The organism is Streptomyces sp. GESEQ-4 (genome assembly GCF_017948455.1).
Taxonomy (GTDB): domain Bacteria; phylum Actinomycetota; class Actinomycetes; order Streptomycetales; family Streptomycetaceae; genus Streptomyces.
In genome coordinates this window covers 35472-51521 of the sequence record NZ_JAFFSU010000013.1, presented here as the reverse complement: position 1 = coordinate 51521, position 16050 = coordinate 35472, and the positions used below count along the sequence as shown (strand labels likewise).

Below are 16050 nucleotides of genomic sequence, written 5' to 3'. Positions count from 1 at the left end.
CGGCCCCGGGGTCGTTCCCTGTTGCGAGGTTTTCGCCGCCGATTTCGAGAGGCGGTGACCCGGGCCGCACAAACGGGCGCACCGGGCTACGCGGGAATTCGCCCGCACGAGTAACGTATGGAGTGGATATGGGCGTTTTTGCACGACTTCTCCGAAGGTCGAAGACTGCGGAGGAGACGTCAACCGCCGAGGCGCAGGCCGACACACCGACGGCCGACACCGCGGCGGACGTGACGGAGGCCACTGAGGCGGCGGAGCCGAAGGTGCCGTCCGAGGCCACGGAGGAGACGGCAGAGACTGTCGAGGCCACCGCCGCGGAGGGTGTCGAGGTCCCCAAGCACGACATCCCCAAGCAGTCCTCGGAGGAGGCTGCCGACCGGGAGGCCGGCGACGGCGCCCGCACGTAACTGCTCCCGCGAGGGAAGGTGGACCATGGGTCTCCTGGACAAGATGAAGGCCAAACTCGCCCCGGCCAAGGACAAGGTCTCGGGCCTCGCGCAGCAGCACGGGGACAAGATCACGCACGGCCTCGACAAGGCCGCAGAGACCGTCGACAAGAAGACCAAGGGCAAGTACAGCGGCAAGATCCAGTCGGGTACGGGCAAGGCCAAGGGAGCCATGGATCGACTCGCGCACAAGGACGACACCGGCACGGGCGACGCACCCACGACGCCGCCGCCGGACTCGCCGCCGCCGACTTCCTGAACGGCACACCGACGGACGGCCGCGGAGCGGATGAGCTCCCGGCCGTCCGCCGTTTCATCCACGCGGGGGCCGATGCCGCCCGGCCGTCCCGAATACGGCTCTACGACCAGGTCGCGACCACGTACCCCACGCCGTACGGCGCGTCCTCGTAGAGCAGCACACCCTCCAGCCGCGCCCCCTCGGCCGCGCCCGCGAGAACCTGCCAGGCGGCCCGCCCCGATGCCTTCAACTCATACGCCAGCTCCACGTCGAGCGCCTTCAGCGCCGCCACGTCCGCCGTCCCGAGCGCACGCGCGACCTCCGCGTCGAAGGGCGCCGCCCGCTCGTCGAGATAGCCGGGGGCCTTCAGCGTGCGGCACGCGCTGGCGTCGCCCATCACCAGCAGCGCCACCCGCTCGGCACGCGCGGCGATCGCCCTTCCCACTTCAATACACCGCTCGACCGCCAGCGGTTCCCCCACACCGAGTCCCTCGATCGGGGCGCCCGACCATCCGATGCGCTCCAGCAGCCATCCGGCCACGGCGAGCGAGGCCGGAAGCGGCCGCTCCGACTCCGCCGCTGTCTTCTCGTCGCCGCCCTTGCCACTGCCGAGCCGTACGTCGAGATCCACGCCGAAGCCGTGGAAGGAGCCGCGTGTGCCCTCCGGGTGCGTTCCGCGTCCGTTCCGCTCCGCCGGCCCGAGCACCACGAGCAGGTCGGGCCGGGCGGCGGCGAGGACACCGAGCGCGTTCGTGCACGCGGCGCGCGCGGCGTCCATCTCGGGCGCGGCGCCCGCGGCGACCTCCGGCACGAGGAGCGGTGGGCAGGGGCAGACGGCGGCGGCGACAAGCATGGTCGGCAGATTAACCCCGGACACCCGTACACCTGTGACCGAGCCGCACGCCTCGCTCAGGACCGCCGCCCCAGGTCAGTCGCAGCCGCAGCCGCTGCCCGTGGCCACCGGCAGCGGCTCGGGGACGCCGATCTTCGGCAGGCCGAGCATCACGCCGGCCGGCTCGGCCGTCTCGGCGGCGTTGCGCTTCTCCCAGGCATCGCCCGCGCGCGTGGGGCGCACGTCGAGGACAGGGCCCTCGGCGAGGAGGTGGTGCGGAGCGGCGTACGTGATCTCGACGGTGACGACGTCGCCGGGGCGGACCTGCTGGTCGGGCTTGGTGAAGTGGACCAGGCGGTTGTCGGGTGCGCGGCCGGAGAGGCGGTGGGTGGCGCCGTCCTTGCGGCCCTCGCCCTCGGCGACCATCAGCTCCAGGGTGCGGCCGACCTGCTGCTTGTTCTCCGCCCAGGAGATCTCCTCCTGGAGGGCGACGAGACGCTCGTAGCGCGCCTGGACGACCTGCTTGGGGATCTGGTTCTCCATGGTCGCCGCGGGCGTGCCGGGCCGCTTGGAGTACTGGAACGTAAACGCTTGCGCGAAGCGGGCCTCGCGGACGACGTGCAGCGTCTGCTCGAAGTCCTCCTCCGTCTCGCCGGGGAAGCCCACGATGATGTCGGTGGTGATCGCGGCGTGCGGGATGGCGGCGCGGACCTTCTCGATGATCCCCAGGTAGCGCTCCTGGCGGTAGGAGCGGCGCATCGCCTTCAGGACCGTGTCCGAGCCGGACTGCAGCGGCATGTGCAGCTGCGGCATCACGTTCGGCGTCTCGGCCATGGCGGCGATGACGTCGTCGGTGAAGTCGCGCGGGTGCGGGGAGGTGAAGCGGACGCGCTCCAGGCCCTCGATCTTTCCGCAGGCCCGCAGCAGCTTGCTGAAGGCCTCGCGGTCGCCGATGTCGGAGCCGTACGCGTTGACGTTCTGTCCGAGCAGCGTGATCTCGGAGACGCCCTCGGCGACCAGGGCCTCGATCTCGGCGAGGATGTCGCCGGTCCGCCGGTCCTTCTCCTTGCCGCGCAGGGCCGGGACGATACAGAAGGTGCAGGTGTTGTTGCAGCCGACGGAGATCGACACCCAGGCCGCGTACGCGCTCTCGCGCCGGGTCGGCAGCGTCGACGGGAACGCCTCCAGCGACTCGGCGATCTCGACCTGCGCCTCTTCCTGCACACGCGCGCGTTCCAGCAGGACCGGGAGCTTGCCGATGTTGTGCGTGCCGAAGACGACGTCCACCCAGGGCGCCTTCTTCACGATCGTGTCGCGGTCCTTCTGCGCCAGGCAGCCACCGACGGCGATCTGCATGCCGGGCCGCGAGGCCTTCCTCGGGGCGAGGCGGCCGAGGTTGCCGTACAGCCTGTTGTCGGCGTTCTCACGGACGGCGCAGGTGTTGAAGACGACGACGTCCGCGTCGCCGTCGGAGCCCTCGGGGGCGCGCACATAACCGGCCTCTTCGAGCAGCCCGGACAATCGCTCGGAGTCGTGGACGTTCATCTGGCACCCGTAGGTGCGCACTTCGTAGGTCTTCACGTCCACTGCCTGGCTCCGGTCGCTGCTGCTGGTCATTCCTCAAGGGTAGGCGGTCCCGGCAGAACCCTTGGCCCCAGTGCTGAGCCGCCATAAATGAATGGCACACAGCGCGGCACGACGGGATGATCCGGGCATGGCCTTCGCCTCGCCCGAGCCTCAGCCCGCACCCGCACGTCAGCCCGTACTGGTCCGCACGACCGCCGGGACGGTGCGCGGCATCCAGGAGGGCGATGTGGCGGTCTTCCGCGGCATCCCCTTCGCCGAACCGCCGGTCGGCGCCCTCCGATTCGCCGCACCTCAGCCCGCGCGCGGGTGGGACGGAGTGCGGCCCGCCCTGGACTTCGGGCCGCCGCCCCCGCAGGGCATGGACACGACGGCGACGGACTCGCGAGGCGACGACTGGCTGACGATCAACGTCTGGACGCCCGAGCCGGACCCTGGTGCGGGGCGTGCGGTGATGGTGTGGATCTACGGCGGCGCCTATACGTTCGGCACGTCCGGCCTTCCCGAATACGACGGTGCTCGTCTCGCCGAGGACGTCGTCGTGGTGACCTTCAACTACCGAGTCGGCGTCGAGGGTTTCACGCACATCGAGGGCGCACCGGCCAACCGGGGCCTGCTCGACCAGGTCGCGGCCCTGGAGTGGGTGCGCGACAACATCCGGGGCTTCGGCGGCGATCCCGACCGTGTCACCGTCTTCGGCCAGTCGGCGGGCGCCGGTTCCGTGGCAGCGCTGCTGGCCATGCCGCGTGCCGCCGGGCTCTTCCGGAGGGCGGTCGCGCAGAGCGTGCAGGGCACGTTCTTCTCGCCGGAACTCGCCGCCGACATCGGCACCGTATGCGCGTCCGAGCTGGGCCTGCGTCCCACGGTGGCCGAGCTGTCCACGGTGGACCCGCAGCTGCTGGCCGCCGCCGGAGACGCGGTCACCGCCCGGATGCCCGCGTCGGTCGAGCGGTGGGGCCGGGCCGCGTACCGGTCGATCATGTACGCGCCCGTCGTCGACGGCGACGTCCTTCCCGTGAAGCCCTGGCAGGCCCTGTCCGACGGCGCGGGCCGGGGCATCGACCTCCTCGTCGGGCACGCGCGCGATGAGCAGCGTTTGCTCAGCCTGCTCGACGGAACGCTCGGTCAGGTCACGGAGGAGCTGGCCGAGACGGCGCTGCGCATCCTCGCCCCGGGTCCGGACGGCGCTCGTCGCTTCCGTGACGGCTTCCCCGACGCAGGCCCCGGTGCATGGCACGAACTGGTCCTCTCGGACTGGCTGTTCCGCATGCCGAGCCTCCGCCTCGCCCACGAGCAGCGGGCCGCGGGCGGCCGGGCGTACGTCTACGAGCTGACCTGGCCCGCCCCGGGCATGGGCGGCGTCCTCGGCGCCTGCCACGGCCTGGACGTACCGCTCGTCTTCGGGAACCTGGACCGCGGGCAGCCGGCCATGCTGCTCGGCGACGGCCCGTCCCCCGAGGCTGAGGCGCTCTCCGCACGCATGCGTGCCGCGTGGACGCGGTTCGCCGTCGAAGGCGACCCCGGCTGGCCCGCGTACGACATGGAGCAGCGCCTGGTGCAGCTCTACGACACCCGGCCGACCGTCACCCGGTACCCGGAAGAGACCTCACGCCTCCTCTGGCAGCACCACGCCTTCGACCCGCTGCCGCTGCTCAGCGCACCTTCCGGCAGTACAGCGCGTCCGGCGTTCGCGCGGACCCCACCCGGCCGGTGAACGCGATCCCGGCCGCGTACTCGTCGTCCGCGCACTGCCCCTTGTAGTGGCCCTGGGCGAAATCGCCGCCCTTGGGGGCGGGTCCCCGGTTGTCGCCCCGGTCGAACCAGACCGTACGACCGCTTGTGCTCGGGACCGAGCCGGCCGCGCACAGGGCGGAGGACACGGCCGCCCCGCGCGCGCTGTACCCGATCAGGAAGTCGCCGTCGGCGCACTGGAGCTTGGTGTAGCCGGAGGCCCAGTCGTTGCCCGGCGCCACATGCCGTTCATCGACGACCAGCTCATGACCGGACGCACCCCACGAGGAACCGATGTCCGAGCACAGGCCCCGGTTGCCGGTGTGGGCGATGCCGAGCAGCCGCTGTCCGTCAGGGCAGACCGCCTTGCGGGCACCGGAGTCGAAGTCGGGCAGCGCCCGCATCCGCCGGGACTGTACGAAGTCGCCGTGGTCGGGGCTGAGCATCGACCACTCCGCGACCGGCGCGACGTGGCCCGTACGCCCTTGGGCCTGGACGAGCCGGGTCCAGGCCGCCGCACGCCAGTCGTCACCGTCGTACACGCCCATCCGGTGGCCCGCCGCGTCCCAGTGCAGCAGGGCCCAGCCGTTGCCCTTGCGGTCCTCGTGCCAGCCGACGAGCGGCCAGTAGGCGAAGTCGGCGTCGGTACGGATGAGTTGGCCGACGAAATTCTCGAACCAGGCGCGCTGCTCGGCGCCCGTCTCGCCACGGCCTCCGATGCCGAACTCGCTGATCCAGAGCGGTGCGGTGAAGTGCCGGTCCTGTTCGGCGGTGACGAAGAAGGCCTGGCGGTTCAGCACGTCGATCAACTCGGTGGGACTGAAGTCCCGGTAGCGCGGGTCGCTGGTCTCGCCCGTCCCGGTCGCCCCGCTGTGGTTCGGGCCCGTGTAGTCGTAGAAGTGGGCGGAGTATACGAGCTTTCCGGAGTCGACAAGGGTGTGCGAGAGGCGGCGTACGGGCTCCAGGGTGGGGCGTTCGTGCGCGAAGCCGTCGACGGGGATGCCGGTCCAGTTGATGCCCTCGACGATGATCAACAGGTCAGGGTTGGCCTCCGTCAGGATGCGGTCGCCGACGCGCTGGGAGGCGGCGAACCAGTCGTGGTCGTCGCCGAGGCCCCAGTTGGGGTCGTCCCAGATGTTGCGACGGACCTCGTTGTAGAGGTCGGCGCCGACGACACGATCGTTGTCCCGGTAGCGACGGGCCATGAACAGCCAGTCGCTCTCCCACGTACCGGCGGACTGGCTCGCGTTCCAGCGTTCGTTGCCGTCGACTCCGCAGCACCAACGGGTGGTGTTGGTGTGGTTGTTGAGGATCACGGCGAGTCCGGCGCCGGTGAGTTCGCGCACCACGACGTCGTACACCTGGAGCGGTGTCTTTCCGCGCAGGGACGGATTGGCCGCGACGGCGTCGTCCGTGACGGGAACGCTGTCGTGGACCATCTCGTTGGAGAAGGGGAGGCGGATGCTGTTGATTCCGATCTCCTGGAAACCGGCGATGATCTCGGCCATGGGGGCGCGGTCGAGGCCTAGCGGGATCCGGCCGGAGTTCTCGCCGGCGTGGTGGTTGGCGTCGTCCGCCGTGCTGCCCGAGCCGTTCCAAGTGCCGCTGGCGCCGTGCCAGTTGCCGGAGCGCAGCTTGAAGCGGTCGCCGTCGGCGTCGACGATCCAGCGGCCGCGGGTGCTGAGCGGACCCGTCCAGTCCGCCTCGGCCGCCTGCGCGGGGACGGACGTCAGAGGCACCAGGAGGAGTACGGCGACCAGTGCCGCCCTGAGGAAGCGCATCCACATTGTCATGGCAGCGTCATGATGACGCGGTGCCCGGACTTAGTCCATACCTGAGCCGTCAAGGCTCGATGAGCCCCGCCCGTATCGCATACCGCGTCAGTTCCAGCCGGTCCCGCATCCCCAGCTTCTGCAGCAGATTGGCCCGGTGCCGCTCGACCGTCTTCGCGCTGATGAAGAGGAGTTCGCCGATCTCCTTGGAGGTGTGCCCCTCCGCGACCAGCTTCAGGATCTCCTCCTCGCGGTCGGTGACGGCCCGCGCGGGCAGGTCGTCGCCCCGGTGCAGACGGTCCAGGTAGGAGCGGACGAGGGCCCGTTCCGCGCCCGGGTAGACGAACGGCTCGTCCCGCATCGCCGCCCGGCACGCCTCGACCAGGTCCCGGTCGGCGACGGACTTCAGGACATAGCCGCTGGCCCCCGCCTTGAGGGCCTCGAAGAAGTACTGCTCGCTGTCGTACATCGTGAGGATGAGGATCCGCAGCCCCGGCATGCGGCGCGAGAGTTCGCGGGCCGCCTGCAGGCCGGTCATCCGGGGCATGGCGATGTCCAGGACGGCCAGATCCACCTCGGTGTCACGGGCCCGCGCGACCGCCTCGGCACCGTCGCCGGCCTCCGCCACGACCGTCAGATCGTCCTCGCCGTCGAGGATCAGCCGCACACCACGGCGTACGAGCGTGTGGTCGTCGGCGAGCAGGACGCGGATGCCGTGTTCCGACGCGGGGATGCCGTGTCCCGATGCAGGGATGCCGTGATCCGGTCCGGACATCAGCGGCCTCCGGCTGGTATGCACAGGCGTACGTCCGTCCCGCGGCCCTCGGACCCCGGCCGCACGGCGAAGTCCGCGCCGATCAGCAGCGCCCGTTCGCGCATGCCTCCGATCCCGGCGCCCTCCGCCGCCGTACCGACGCCCTTGCCGTTGTCGCCCACGACGAGTTCGACGCCGTCCGCGATCCGCCGGAACCGGATCTCGGCGCGATCGGCTCCGGCGTGCCGGGCGGTGTTGGTGAGGGCCTCCTGGGCGACGCGGTAAACGACGAGTTCCGCCTCCTCGGGCAGCGCGGGCAGGTCGCCGGGGATGTGGTGGCGCACCGCGAGACCGTGCGCGGTGAACTCCGTCGCCAGCGAGCGCAGGGCACTGGCCAGGCCCAGCTCCTCCAGCACGCCCGGGCGCAGCCGGCGGGCTATGCGGCGGATCTCGTCGAGGCCGGCGCGAGTGGCCTCCTGGGCCTGGCCGACCTCCGCGCGCAGGTCCTCGGGGGCGCGGTCGGCGACGCGTTTGAGCTGGAGGAGGACGGCGGTCAGGGTCTGGCCTACCTCGTCGTGGAGTTCCCGGGCGATGCGGTGGCGTTCCCGTTCCTGCGCGGACAGCGCACGGGCGGCACCGGCGGCGCGCTCGGCCTCCAGACGGTCGAGCATCGTGTTGTACGTCGTGATGAGCTCGGCCGTCTCCGCCGGACCGGCGACCACGGCGCGGGCGCCCGGGCGCAGCAGGTCGGCGGTGGCCATGGCCCGGCCGAGGCGCTGGAGCGGGGCCAGCCCGACACGCAGGACGACGGCGTTGGCGGCCAGCAGCACGGCCAGTCCGGCGGCGACGACGAGGGCCTCGGCGGGCTGGACGGGGGTCGAGACGGTGACCGGGCCCAGCAGCAGGGCGGCGGCCACGATCAGGCCGGCGGCGTTGAGCGAGAAGATCCGCCAGAACAGCGACACGTTCCCGGCTCCACTCCGTCCGATCCGTCGGCACTTCTGCGCCCGTACCAGACTCGCCGACCGCCCGCGGCCACGTATATCCGTCACAACACCCATGTCGCCACCGTATGCGCGAGTGACAGCATGGCGGCGTCGGCCTGAAGCCGATCAAGCCGGCCGGCACCGGGACAAGAGAAAGAGCCGGGACGAGAAAACCCGGACGAGAGGACCCGGACGACAGAACCGGGACGAGAGAAAGAGAAGAAACGTGTCCGCTCCACGCCTGAGGGCCACGCCGCTGCCGGGCATCGGGGTCCAGTACGACCTGATGACGCGAGAGAACCGCCATCTGTCGGTGGTGGCACACCGCGACGGCGCCCGCACGGTGAGCGTGTACCGGGCCGACGACCCCGACTCCTGCGCCCAGTCGCTACGGCTGACCGGCGCCGAGGCGGGCTCGCTGATCGATGCGCTCAAGCCGTCCCACCACAGTGCGAGCCTGCTGTACACCTCGGACCTGGGGCTGGTCGCCGAGCGCGTCGAGGTGGCCGCCACCTCACGCTGGAACGGGCGGGTGCTGGGCGAGACCCGGATGCGGACCGAGACGGGCGCGTCCGTCGTGGCGGTGCTGCGGCGGGCCGAGGCGATCCCGTCCCCGGCACCGGACTTCCGGCTCGTGGGCGGTGACACGCTCATCGTCGTCGGCACCCGCGAAGGCGTCGACGCGGCCGCGGCGATACTCGGGCGGGAGTGAACGGGTGCATTCCGCGGTCCTGCTCATCGAGTTCGGTTCCATCATCCTCGGCCTCGGCCTGCTCGGCCGGTTCGCCGCCCGCTTCCGGCTCTCGCCCATCCCGCTGTACCTGCTCGCCGGGCTCGCCTTCGGCGAGGGCGGGCTGCTGCCGCTCGGCGCGAGCGAGGAGTTCATCGCCACCGGTGCGGAAATCGGCGTCATTCTGCTGCTGTTGATGCTCGGCTTGGAGTACACGGCCGGCGATCTGGTCACCAACCTCAAGTCCCACTACCCCGCCGGGCTGGTCGATGGCGCCCTCAACGCCCTGCCGGGTGCCCTGGCCGCGCTGCTGCTGGGCTGGGGGCCGGTGGCCGCCGTCGTGCTGGCCGGTGTCACCTGGATCTCGTCGTCCGGGGTGATCGCGAAGGTGCTCGGCGATCTGGGCCGGGTCGGCAACCGAGAGACCCCGGTCATCCTGAGCGTGCTGGTCCTGGAGGACCTGGCGATGGCGGTGTACCTGCCCATCGTCACCGCGCTGGTGGCCGGGGCCGGGCTGCTGGCGGGCAGCGTGACGCTGGCGATCGCGTTGGGCGCGGCCGGGCTGGTGCTGTTCGTGGCGGTGCGATACGGGCGGGTGATCTCCCGGTTCGTGTCGAGCGACGACCCGGAGAAGCTGCTGCTGGTGGTGCTCGGGCTGACGATCCTGGTCGCGGGCGTGGCGCAGCAGCTCCAGGTCTCCGCGGCCGTGGGCGCGTTCCTGGTCGGCATCGCGCTGTCCGGGGAGGTCGCGGAGGGCGCCCACACCCTGCTGAGCCCGTTGCGTGACCTGTTCGCCGCCGTCTTCTTCGTCTTCTTCGGACTGCATACGGACCCCGCCAGCATCCCGCCCGTCCTGCTCCCCGCCCTCGCGCTCGCCCTCGTCACCGCCGCGACGAAGATCGCCACCGGCTACTGGGCGGCCCGCCGCGCCGGCATCTCCGTCAAGGGCCGCTGGCGCACGGGGGGCGCCCTGGTGGCCCGCGGCGAGTTCTCGATCGTCATCGCCGGGCTGGCCGTCAGCGCGGGCATCGAGCCGTCCCTGGGCCCACTGGCGACGGCGTACGTCCTGATCCTCGTCGTCCTCGGACCGCTGACCGCGCGCTACACCGAGCCGGTGGCCATGTGGTGGGGCGGCCGTCGGAGCAAGCGCCGGGACGCGCGGGAGAGTCCGCCCAGGGCGACGGAATCGCCGGAGGTGCCCCCTGCGGCGAATGCCTTGGATACGGGGACGGGTCGCTGAGGGGTTGGGGCCGGGGTTCGTCGGGGCCGCAGTACACAGCGGCGCGCCCCCACCGTCACGCCGCGCCGGGTGCCCACCCCTGGCGGCGCAGTACCCCCGACACGTCCGGTGCCTCGTAGTGCTCGCCCTTGAGGACCTTGCCGTCCGATCTGCGGGCGACGTGGCCTTCGGGGCCCAGCTTGCTCATGTTGGAGCGGTGGATCTCGGCGATCACCGCGTCGAGGTCGAACCCATGGACGAGCGCCGTGCCGTACGCCACGTAGACCACGTCCGCCAGCTCGTGCGCGAGCCGGTCGAGCGGGCCGGTGACCGAGACCTCGGCGACTTCGGCAGCCTCCTCGGCGAGCAACTCGCCCCGATGCGCAGCCAGTTCGGGAGACACGTCAGTCGGGGTGCTGCGGACGTCCAGCCCGACGGCGCGATGGAAGGCACGGACCAGGTGGGCGGGCGAAGAGCTCATGCGGGGAACTCTAGCGACCGCCACTGACAGTCCCTGGGGGCGGCGCCGTCGCCCCATCTGTGACCCCGGCGCTGGTCAGCACCGCGTCCGTGCTGGCAGGATCGCCCGCATGTCCCAGGTCTTCCCCCGTATCGGCAGGCGCCGGGCCCTGCAGGGCTCGGCTGCCGGGTTTGTCGTGTTCGGGTTGCTGCTGTGGTGGCTGCTGCCGCTCGGTGAGGATCCGCCCGGTGGGACGATCACGTTCAGCACCGGGACGCCTGCGGGCGTCTACCAGAGGTACGGCAAGCTGCTGCGCAAAGAGCTGAACAAGGACATGCCGAACCTGAACGTGCGGCTCACCACCAGCGACGGCTCGCAGGAGAACGTCGCGCGCGTGGCGACCGGGAAGGCGGACTTCACGATCGCGGCGGCCGACGCCGTGGAGACGTACGACCTGGCCGGCAGGCCCGGCGCCGACCGGCTGCGCGGTGTCGCGCGGCTGTACGACGACTACGTGCAGCTCGTCGCCCGTCCGGGCTCGGGCATCGACTCGGTGGCGGACCTGCGGGGCAAGCGGGTGGCCATAGGGCCGGCTCACTCAGGCGTACGGCTGATCTCCAACCGCGTGCTCGAGGCGGCCGGCATCGACCCGGAGAAAGGCATCACGCCGCTCTCCGACGGCATCGACACCGGGCCCGCCCGGCTCAAGAAGGGCGAGATCGACGCGTTCTTCTGGTCCGGTGGGCTGCCGACGGAGGGCCTGCTGAAGCTTGCCGACCGCCTCGCCTACCGGTTCGTGCCGATCGACGCCGACCTCGTCGCCAAGGTGCACGCCAAGGGCGGCGCCACCCGGTACTACCGCGCCACCGAGATGCCCGAGTCGGCCTACCCCAGCATCCAGAAGGGCAACGCCGTGCCGACGATGGCCGTGTCCAACCTGCTGATCACCCGGGCCGACATGGATCCCCGGCTCACCGACTGGCTGACCCGCACCGTGATCAACAGCCGTGACGGCATCGGCAACCACGTCCACTCGGCCCAGCTGGTCGACGTACGCACCGCGATCTATACGGACCCGCTGGCACTGCATGATGGCGCGCGGCGCTACTACCAGTCCGTCAAGCCGTAGTCCCACCATCGGCAGGACCCGCTAGGACACCGGCTCCGACCTCGGCACCGTCACCGTCGCCGTCAGCCCCTGCGGCTGGTGATGGCCGAACGAGAGCGAGCCGCCGGCCGCCCCCAGCAGCGCACGCGTGATGGACAGGCCGAGGCCGGAGCCCTTGATGTTCTGGTGACGGCCACTGCGCCAGAAGCGGTCGCCTATACGGGCCAGCTCCTCGTCGGTGAGGCCGGGGCCGTTGTCGGTGACCACGACGGTCGCCGTGTCGCCGTTGGCCGTGACGGTCACCTCCACCCGCTCTTCCTTCGGCGTGAACTTCACCGCGTTGTCGATCACCGCGTCCAGCGCGCTGGACAGGGTGACGGGGTCGACCCAGGCCGTGGTGGGCGGGCAATCCCCCACCAGCCGTACGCCCTTCGCCTCGGCGGTCGGCGACCAGGCCGCGACGCGCTCGGCGGTCAGCTCGCCGATGTCGGTGAGCCTGAGGTCCGCCTCCACGTGCTCGGCCAGGGCGAGGTCGAGCAGGTCGTCCAGGACCTGGGCCAGCCGCTTGCCCTCGGCCTGGACGGAGGCGATCTCCTCATTGCCCTCGGGCAGCTCGAAGGCGAGGAGCTCGATACGCAGCAGCAGCGCCGCGAGCGGATTGCGCAACTGGTGCGAGGCGTCGGCGACGAAGGCGCGCTGCTGCTCCAGGACGCCCTCGACGTTGTCCGCCATCTCGTTGAACGACCGGGCCAGCCTGCGGAGTTCCGGCGGCCCGCCCGCCACCGCGACCCGGGATTTCAGGCTGCCGCTCGCGATCGCGTGGGTGGTGGAGTCCAGGACCCGTACCGGCCGGAGCACCCAGCCGGTGAGTCGTAGTGCCGCGCCGACCGCCAGCAGCATCGCGGCGCTCTCGCCCGCGCCGATGATCAGCCAGCCGTGCAGGATCCGTGAACGCATCTGCCCGGTGGGCGAGTCGGTGACGACGACGGCGACGACGTCACCGTCCCTGATCACCGGGGACGCGACGACCAGCCGGTTGCGCTGCCAGGGCCACACCTGCCGCGGGTCGTGACTGCGGCGGCTGAGCAGCGCCTCACCGAAGGCGTCACGTACCTCGCCCTTCTCCGGCTGATCCCAACTAGTCGGCGCACTGGCCATGGGGGTGCCGTTGCGGTAGAAGACACCGGCACGAATGTCGTAGACCTCGTAGTAGCTGAGCAGCTCACGCTTGAGGACCTCCCGGCGCTCGTCGACGACCGTGGTGCCGGTCCGCCCGCTGGGCGCGTCGGTGACGAACTGGGCGAGGGCGGCGAAGCGTGCCGTGTCGTCGATCCGGTCCACGACCACCTTCTGCTGCTGGGCTCCGGCCACGCTGACGGCGAGCGGGAAGCCGAGGGCGAGCAGGACGGCCGCCATCAGGACGATGAGCAGCGGGAGGAGACGAGTGCGCACCCTTGCCCGCTACGAGGTGGGGGCGACGAGCCGGTAGCCGACGCCGCGCACGGTCTCGATCAGGGCCGGCATGCGCAGCTTGGCGCGCAGGGACGCGACATGCACCTCCAGGGTGCGCCCGGTCCCCTCCCAGCTGGTGCGCCACACCTCGCTGATGATCTGCTCGCGCCGGAAGACCACGCCGGGGCGCTGGGCCAGCAGGGCGAGGAGGTCGAACTCCTTGCGGGTCAGTTGGACAACCGAACCGTCCACACTGACCCGTCGCGTGGGCAGGTCGATGTGCATGGAGCCCAGCTTCAGCACGCTCTCACCGCCGGCGGCGGCGTCCTCGTGGACGGTGCGCCGGCTGACGGCGTGGATACGGGCGAGCAGTTCTCCGGTGTCGTACGGCTTCACCACGTAGTCGTCGGCGCCCAGGTTGAGGCCGTGGATCCGGGAGCGGACGTCGGAGCGCGCGGTGACCATGATCACCGGGATGCTGGTGCGCTTGCGGATCTTGCCGCACACCTCATAGCCGTCCTGGTCGGGCAGGCCCAGATCGAGCAGTACGACACCGAAACCCGCGCCCTCGGGAACGAGCGCCTGGAGAGCCTCCTCGCCGCTGCGGGCGTGCGTCACGTCGAAGCCGTGCCTGGCCAGGACCGCGGACAGAGCGGCGGCGACGTGGTTGTCGTCCTCGACGAGGAGCAGTCTCATTCCCGGCTCCCTTCAGTTCATCGGCCGTACGGTGACGGTGGGTAGAAAAACGCGGGCACGCGCGCGTGCGCACGTTGCAGTCACGCTGATGGATGAGGACGGCGTCAAGAGGGTTCCGGTTGCGCGGCGCATCCGTTACCCGGAAGCAACCCGCCCAGGTCACAACTGCTACGACAGGTGTCCGATTGCTATCGGATCGTGATGCTCAGATTCCCCTCAGATGTAGAGACGCAGGTCGCGTAGGGTTATTACTGTCCTCCGGAAACCGAGGAGGACGGAGCCTGAGTGCGATGACCAAAGTATCGGTGGCCAAGGAAGATGTGGCCGCAACCGGCGACCTGGTCGTCCTGAAGAGCGTCAACAAGCATTTCGGCGCGTTGCACGTACTCCAGGACATCGACCTGACGATCGCCCGCGGCGAAGTCGTCGTGGTCATCGGGCCCTCCGGGTCCGGGAAGTCCACCCTGTGCCGCGCCATCAACCGCCTCGAGACGATCGACTCCGGCGCGATCGCCATCGACGGCAAGCCGCTGCCCGCGGAGGGCAAGGAGCTCGCCCGACTGCGCGCCGACGTCGGAATGGTCTTCCAGTCCTTCAACCTCTTCGCGCACAAGACCGTGCTCGAGAACGTGATGCTGGGCCAGATCAAGGTCCGCAAGGCGGACAAGAAGAAGGCCGAGGAGAAGGCCCGCGCACTGCTCGACCGGGTCGGGGTGGCCAACCAGGCCGACAAGTACCCCGCGCAGCTCTCCGGCGGCCAGCAACAGCGTGTCGCCATCGCACGCGCCCTCGCCATGGACCCCAAGGTCATGCTCTTCGACGAGCCGACATCGGCTCTCGACCCGGAGATGATCAACGAGGTCCTCGAGGTCATGCAGCAGCTCGCCCGCGACGGCATGACCATGATCGTCGTCACTCATGAAATGGGCTTCGCCCGTTCGGCCGCCAACCGGGTGGTCTTCATGTCCGACGGCAAGATCGTCGAAGAAGCTGTGCCGGACCAGTTCTTCAGCAACCCCCGCAGCGACCGTGCCAAGGACTTCCTGTCGAAGATCCTCCACCACTGACCCCCACCCGTCGCGCCCGCGCGACGAGCTGCGTCACCCGCACCAAACGGCATTCTCCTCATCACACCAAGGGATGTTCACCATGAAGCTCCGCAAGGTCACCGCAGCGGCCGCGGCTGCGCTCGTCCTCTCCCTGACCGCGACGGCCTGTGGGGGCGACGACAAGGACAGCGATGCCGGATCGGGCGCCACCGACGGCGGCGGCGGCACGATCAAGGTCGGCATCAAGTACGACCAGCCGGGTCTCGGCCTGAAGGAAGCCGGCGGCGAATTCTCCGGCTTCGACGTCGACGTGGCCACGTACGTGGCGAAGGAACTCGGCTACGCGCCCGACAAGATCGAGTTCGTCGAGACCAAGAGCGCCGACCGTGAGACCGCGCTGGACCGCGGCGACGTGAAGTTCATCGCGGCCACCTACTCGATCACTGACGAGCGCAAGCAGAAGGTCGACTTCGCCGGCCCCTACCTGCTGGCCCACCAGGACCTGCTGATCAAGTCCGACTCGGACATCACCGAGGCCACCGATCTCAACGGCAAGAAGCTGTGCTCGGTGACCGGCTCGACCTCGGCGCAGAACGTCAAGGACGAGATCGCCCCGAAGGCCCAGCTGCGCTCGTACGGCACCTACTCGGAGTGCATCGCCGGTCTGCAGAGCGGCGCTGTGGACGCGGTGACCACCGACGACTCGATCCTCGCGGGCTTCGCGGCGCAGGAGCAGTACAAGGGCCAGTTCAAGCTGACCGGCCTGAAGCTCAGCAACGAGAACTACGGCATCGGCGTCAAGAAGGGCGACACCGAGACCGTGAACAAGATCAACGCCGCCCTCGAGAAGATGGTCAGCGACGGCGCCTGGGAGACCGCGGTCAAGGAGAACTTCGGCCCGGCGAACTACAAGAACGAGCCCGCCCCGAAGATCGGCGACATCAAGAGCTGAAGCAGCGCCTGACAGGTGCGCCGCCCGGCGGGGCGGCGCAC

16 protein-coding genes are annotated in these 16050 nt (G+C 70.4%); 8 read left to right on the top strand and 8 right to left on the bottom strand.

The features are described from left to right. The first annotated feature begins 230 nt into the window (after positions 1-230). Both KCH48_RS43210 and KCH48_RS24360 read left to right on the top strand, forming a co-directional pair. A complete protein-coding gene (locus KCH48_RS43210; protein WP_307840932.1) occupies positions 231-407 on the top strand; it encodes a gliding motility protein in 177 nt (58 codons plus the stop codon). A 25-nt stretch (positions 408-432) separates the two neighbouring features. Further along, complete coding sequence (locus KCH48_RS24360) at positions 433-705, top strand: antitoxin (protein WP_210576843.1); 273 nt, start codon at positions 433-435, stop codon at positions 703-705. Positions 706-805: 100 nt separating this feature from the next. Here the strand turns inward: KCH48_RS24360 and KCH48_RS24355 are convergent, their stop codons facing one another. Together KCH48_RS24355 and miaB are read right to left on the bottom strand one after the other, a co-directional pair. Continuing rightward, the gene (locus KCH48_RS24355) at positions 806-1537 is read right to left on the bottom strand and encodes a class III extradiol dioxygenase subunit B-like domain-containing protein (protein ID WP_210576842.1); all 732 of its coding nucleotides are present in this window, start codon (positions 1535-1537) and stop codon (positions 806-808) included. A gap of 75 nt (positions 1538-1612) precedes the next feature. After that, positions 1613-3133, bottom strand: a complete 1521-nt coding sequence (gene miaB / locus KCH48_RS24350; RefSeq protein WP_210576841.1) for a tRNA (N6-isopentenyl adenosine(37)-C2)-methylthiotransferase MiaB — start codon at positions 3131-3133, stop codon at positions 1613-1615. Between the two features lie 97 nt (positions 3134-3230). On the opposite strand from miaB, the gene KCH48_RS24345 reads away from it, so the two are divergent. Continuing rightward, on the top strand, positions 3231-4814 hold the full coding sequence (locus KCH48_RS24345; protein ID WP_210576840.1) for a carboxylesterase/lipase family protein: 1584 nt from the start codon (positions 3231-3233) through the stop codon (positions 4812-4814). Here the strand turns inward: KCH48_RS24345 and KCH48_RS24340 are convergent. The 3 genes from KCH48_RS24340 to KCH48_RS24330 are packed head-to-tail and all read right to left on the bottom strand — an operon-like array spanning position 4753 to position 8322. Further along, positions 4753-6618, bottom strand: a complete 1866-nt coding sequence (locus KCH48_RS24340; RefSeq protein ID WP_246885820.1) for a glycoside hydrolase family 5 protein — start codon at positions 6616-6618, stop codon at positions 4753-4755. The two genes, KCH48_RS24345 and KCH48_RS24340, sit on opposite strands and share 62 nt — an antisense overlap. A 55-nt stretch (positions 6619-6673) precedes the next feature. Beyond that, positions 6674-7378: a response regulator transcription factor gene (locus KCH48_RS24335; protein WP_246885795.1), complete on the bottom strand. Its 705-nt coding sequence runs from the start codon at positions 7376-7378 to the stop codon at positions 6674-6676. Next, positions 7378-8322 carry a sensor histidine kinase gene (locus KCH48_RS24330; RefSeq protein ID WP_307840931.1) on the bottom strand — a complete coding sequence of 315 codons (945 nt, stop codon included), beginning with the start codon at positions 8320-8322 and terminating at the stop codon, positions 7378-7380. The genes KCH48_RS24335 and KCH48_RS24330 overlap by 1 nt, the downstream gene beginning before the upstream one ends. Positions 8323-8569: 247 nt before the next feature. Between KCH48_RS24330 and KCH48_RS24325 the strand changes: the two genes are divergently transcribed. After that, positions 8570-9055 (top strand): cation:proton antiporter regulatory subunit, encoded by a 486-nt coding sequence (locus KCH48_RS24325; RefSeq protein WP_210576838.1) that lies wholly within the window; start codon positions 8570-8572, stop codon positions 9053-9055. 4 nt (positions 9056-9059) lie between these two features. Beyond that, on the top strand, positions 9060-10313 hold the full coding sequence (locus KCH48_RS24320; protein ID WP_210576837.1) for a cation:proton antiporter: 1254 nt from the start codon (positions 9060-9062) through the stop codon (positions 10311-10313). A 55-nt stretch (positions 10314-10368) separates the two neighbouring features. Here the strand turns inward: KCH48_RS24320 and KCH48_RS24315 are convergent, their stop codons facing one another. After that, positions 10369-10773, bottom strand: coding sequence for a MazG nucleotide pyrophosphohydrolase domain-containing protein (locus KCH48_RS24315; protein WP_210576836.1), 405 nt, complete (start codon positions 10771-10773; stop codon positions 10369-10371). 109 nt (positions 10774-10882) lie between these two features. Between KCH48_RS24315 and KCH48_RS24310 the strand changes: the two genes are divergently transcribed. After that, positions 10883-11881 carry a TAXI family TRAP transporter solute-binding subunit gene (locus KCH48_RS24310; RefSeq protein ID WP_210576835.1) on the top strand — a complete coding sequence of 333 codons (999 nt, stop codon included), beginning with the start codon at positions 10883-10885 and terminating at the stop codon, positions 11879-11881. A gap of 21 nt (positions 11882-11902) precedes the next feature. On the opposite strand, the gene KCH48_RS24305 is transcribed toward KCH48_RS24310, so the two are convergent. Beyond that, positions 11903-13312, bottom strand: coding sequence for a HAMP domain-containing sensor histidine kinase (locus KCH48_RS24305; RefSeq protein ID WP_210576834.1), 1410 nt, complete (start codon positions 13310-13312; stop codon positions 11903-11905). Positions 13313-13321: 9 nt separating this feature from the next. Continuing rightward, entirely contained in the window at positions 13322-14008 is a 687-nt protein-coding gene (locus KCH48_RS24300) for a response regulator transcription factor (protein WP_210576833.1), read from the bottom strand. Between the two features lie 290 nt (positions 14009-14298). Between KCH48_RS24300 and KCH48_RS24295 the strand changes: the two genes are divergently transcribed. Further along, on the top strand, positions 14299-15075 hold the full coding sequence (locus KCH48_RS24295) for an amino acid ABC transporter ATP-binding protein (protein WP_210576832.1): 777 nt from the start codon (positions 14299-14301) through the stop codon (positions 15073-15075). Positions 15076-15157: 82 nt separating this feature from the next. Continuing rightward, on the top strand, positions 15158-16009 hold the full coding sequence (locus tag KCH48_RS24290; protein WP_210576831.1) for a glutamate ABC transporter substrate-binding protein: 852 nt from the start codon (positions 15158-15160) through the stop codon (positions 16007-16009). Positions 16010-16050 lie beyond the last annotated feature (41 nt).

Bases quoted from the DNA above. Each gene is read 5' to 3' on its own strand.
- KCH48_RS24360 (WP_210576843.1), top strand. From the start codon at position 433: ATGGGTCTCCTGGACAAGATGAAGGCCAAACTCGCCCCGGCCAAGGAC.
- KCH48_RS24355 (WP_210576842.1), bottom strand. From the start codon at position 1,537: ATGCTTGTCGCCGCCGCCGTCTGCCCCTGCCCACCGCTCCTCGTGCCG.
- miaB (WP_210576841.1), bottom strand. From the start codon at position 3,133: ATGACCAGCAGCAGCGACCGGAGCCAGGCAGTGGACGTGAAGACCTAC.
- KCH48_RS24345 (WP_210576840.1), top strand. From the start codon at position 3,231: ATGGCCTTCGCCTCGCCCGAGCCTCAGCCCGCACCCGCACGTCAGCCC.
- KCH48_RS24340 (WP_246885820.1), bottom strand. From the start codon at position 6,618: ATGTGGATGCGCTTCCTCAGGGCGGCACTGGTCGCCGTACTCCTCCTG.
- KCH48_RS24335 (WP_246885795.1), bottom strand. From the start codon at position 7,378: ATGTCCGGACCGGATCACGGCATCCCTGCATCGGGACACGGCATCCCC.
- KCH48_RS24315 (WP_210576836.1), bottom strand. From the start codon at position 10,773: ATGAGCTCTTCGCCCGCCCACCTGGTCCGTGCCTTCCATCGCGCCGTC.
- KCH48_RS24310 (WP_210576835.1), top strand. From the start codon at position 10,883: ATGTCCCAGGTCTTCCCCCGTATCGGCAGGCGCCGGGCCCTGCAGGGC.
- KCH48_RS24300 (WP_210576833.1), bottom strand. From the start codon at position 14,008: ATGAGACTGCTCCTCGTCGAGGACGACAACCACGTCGCCGCCGCTCTG.
- KCH48_RS24295 (WP_210576832.1), top strand. From the start codon at position 14,299: ATGACCAAAGTATCGGTGGCCAAGGAAGATGTGGCCGCAACCGGCGAC.
- KCH48_RS24290 (WP_210576831.1), top strand. From the start codon at position 15,158: ATGAAGCTCCGCAAGGTCACCGCAGCGGCCGCGGCTGCGCTCGTCCTC.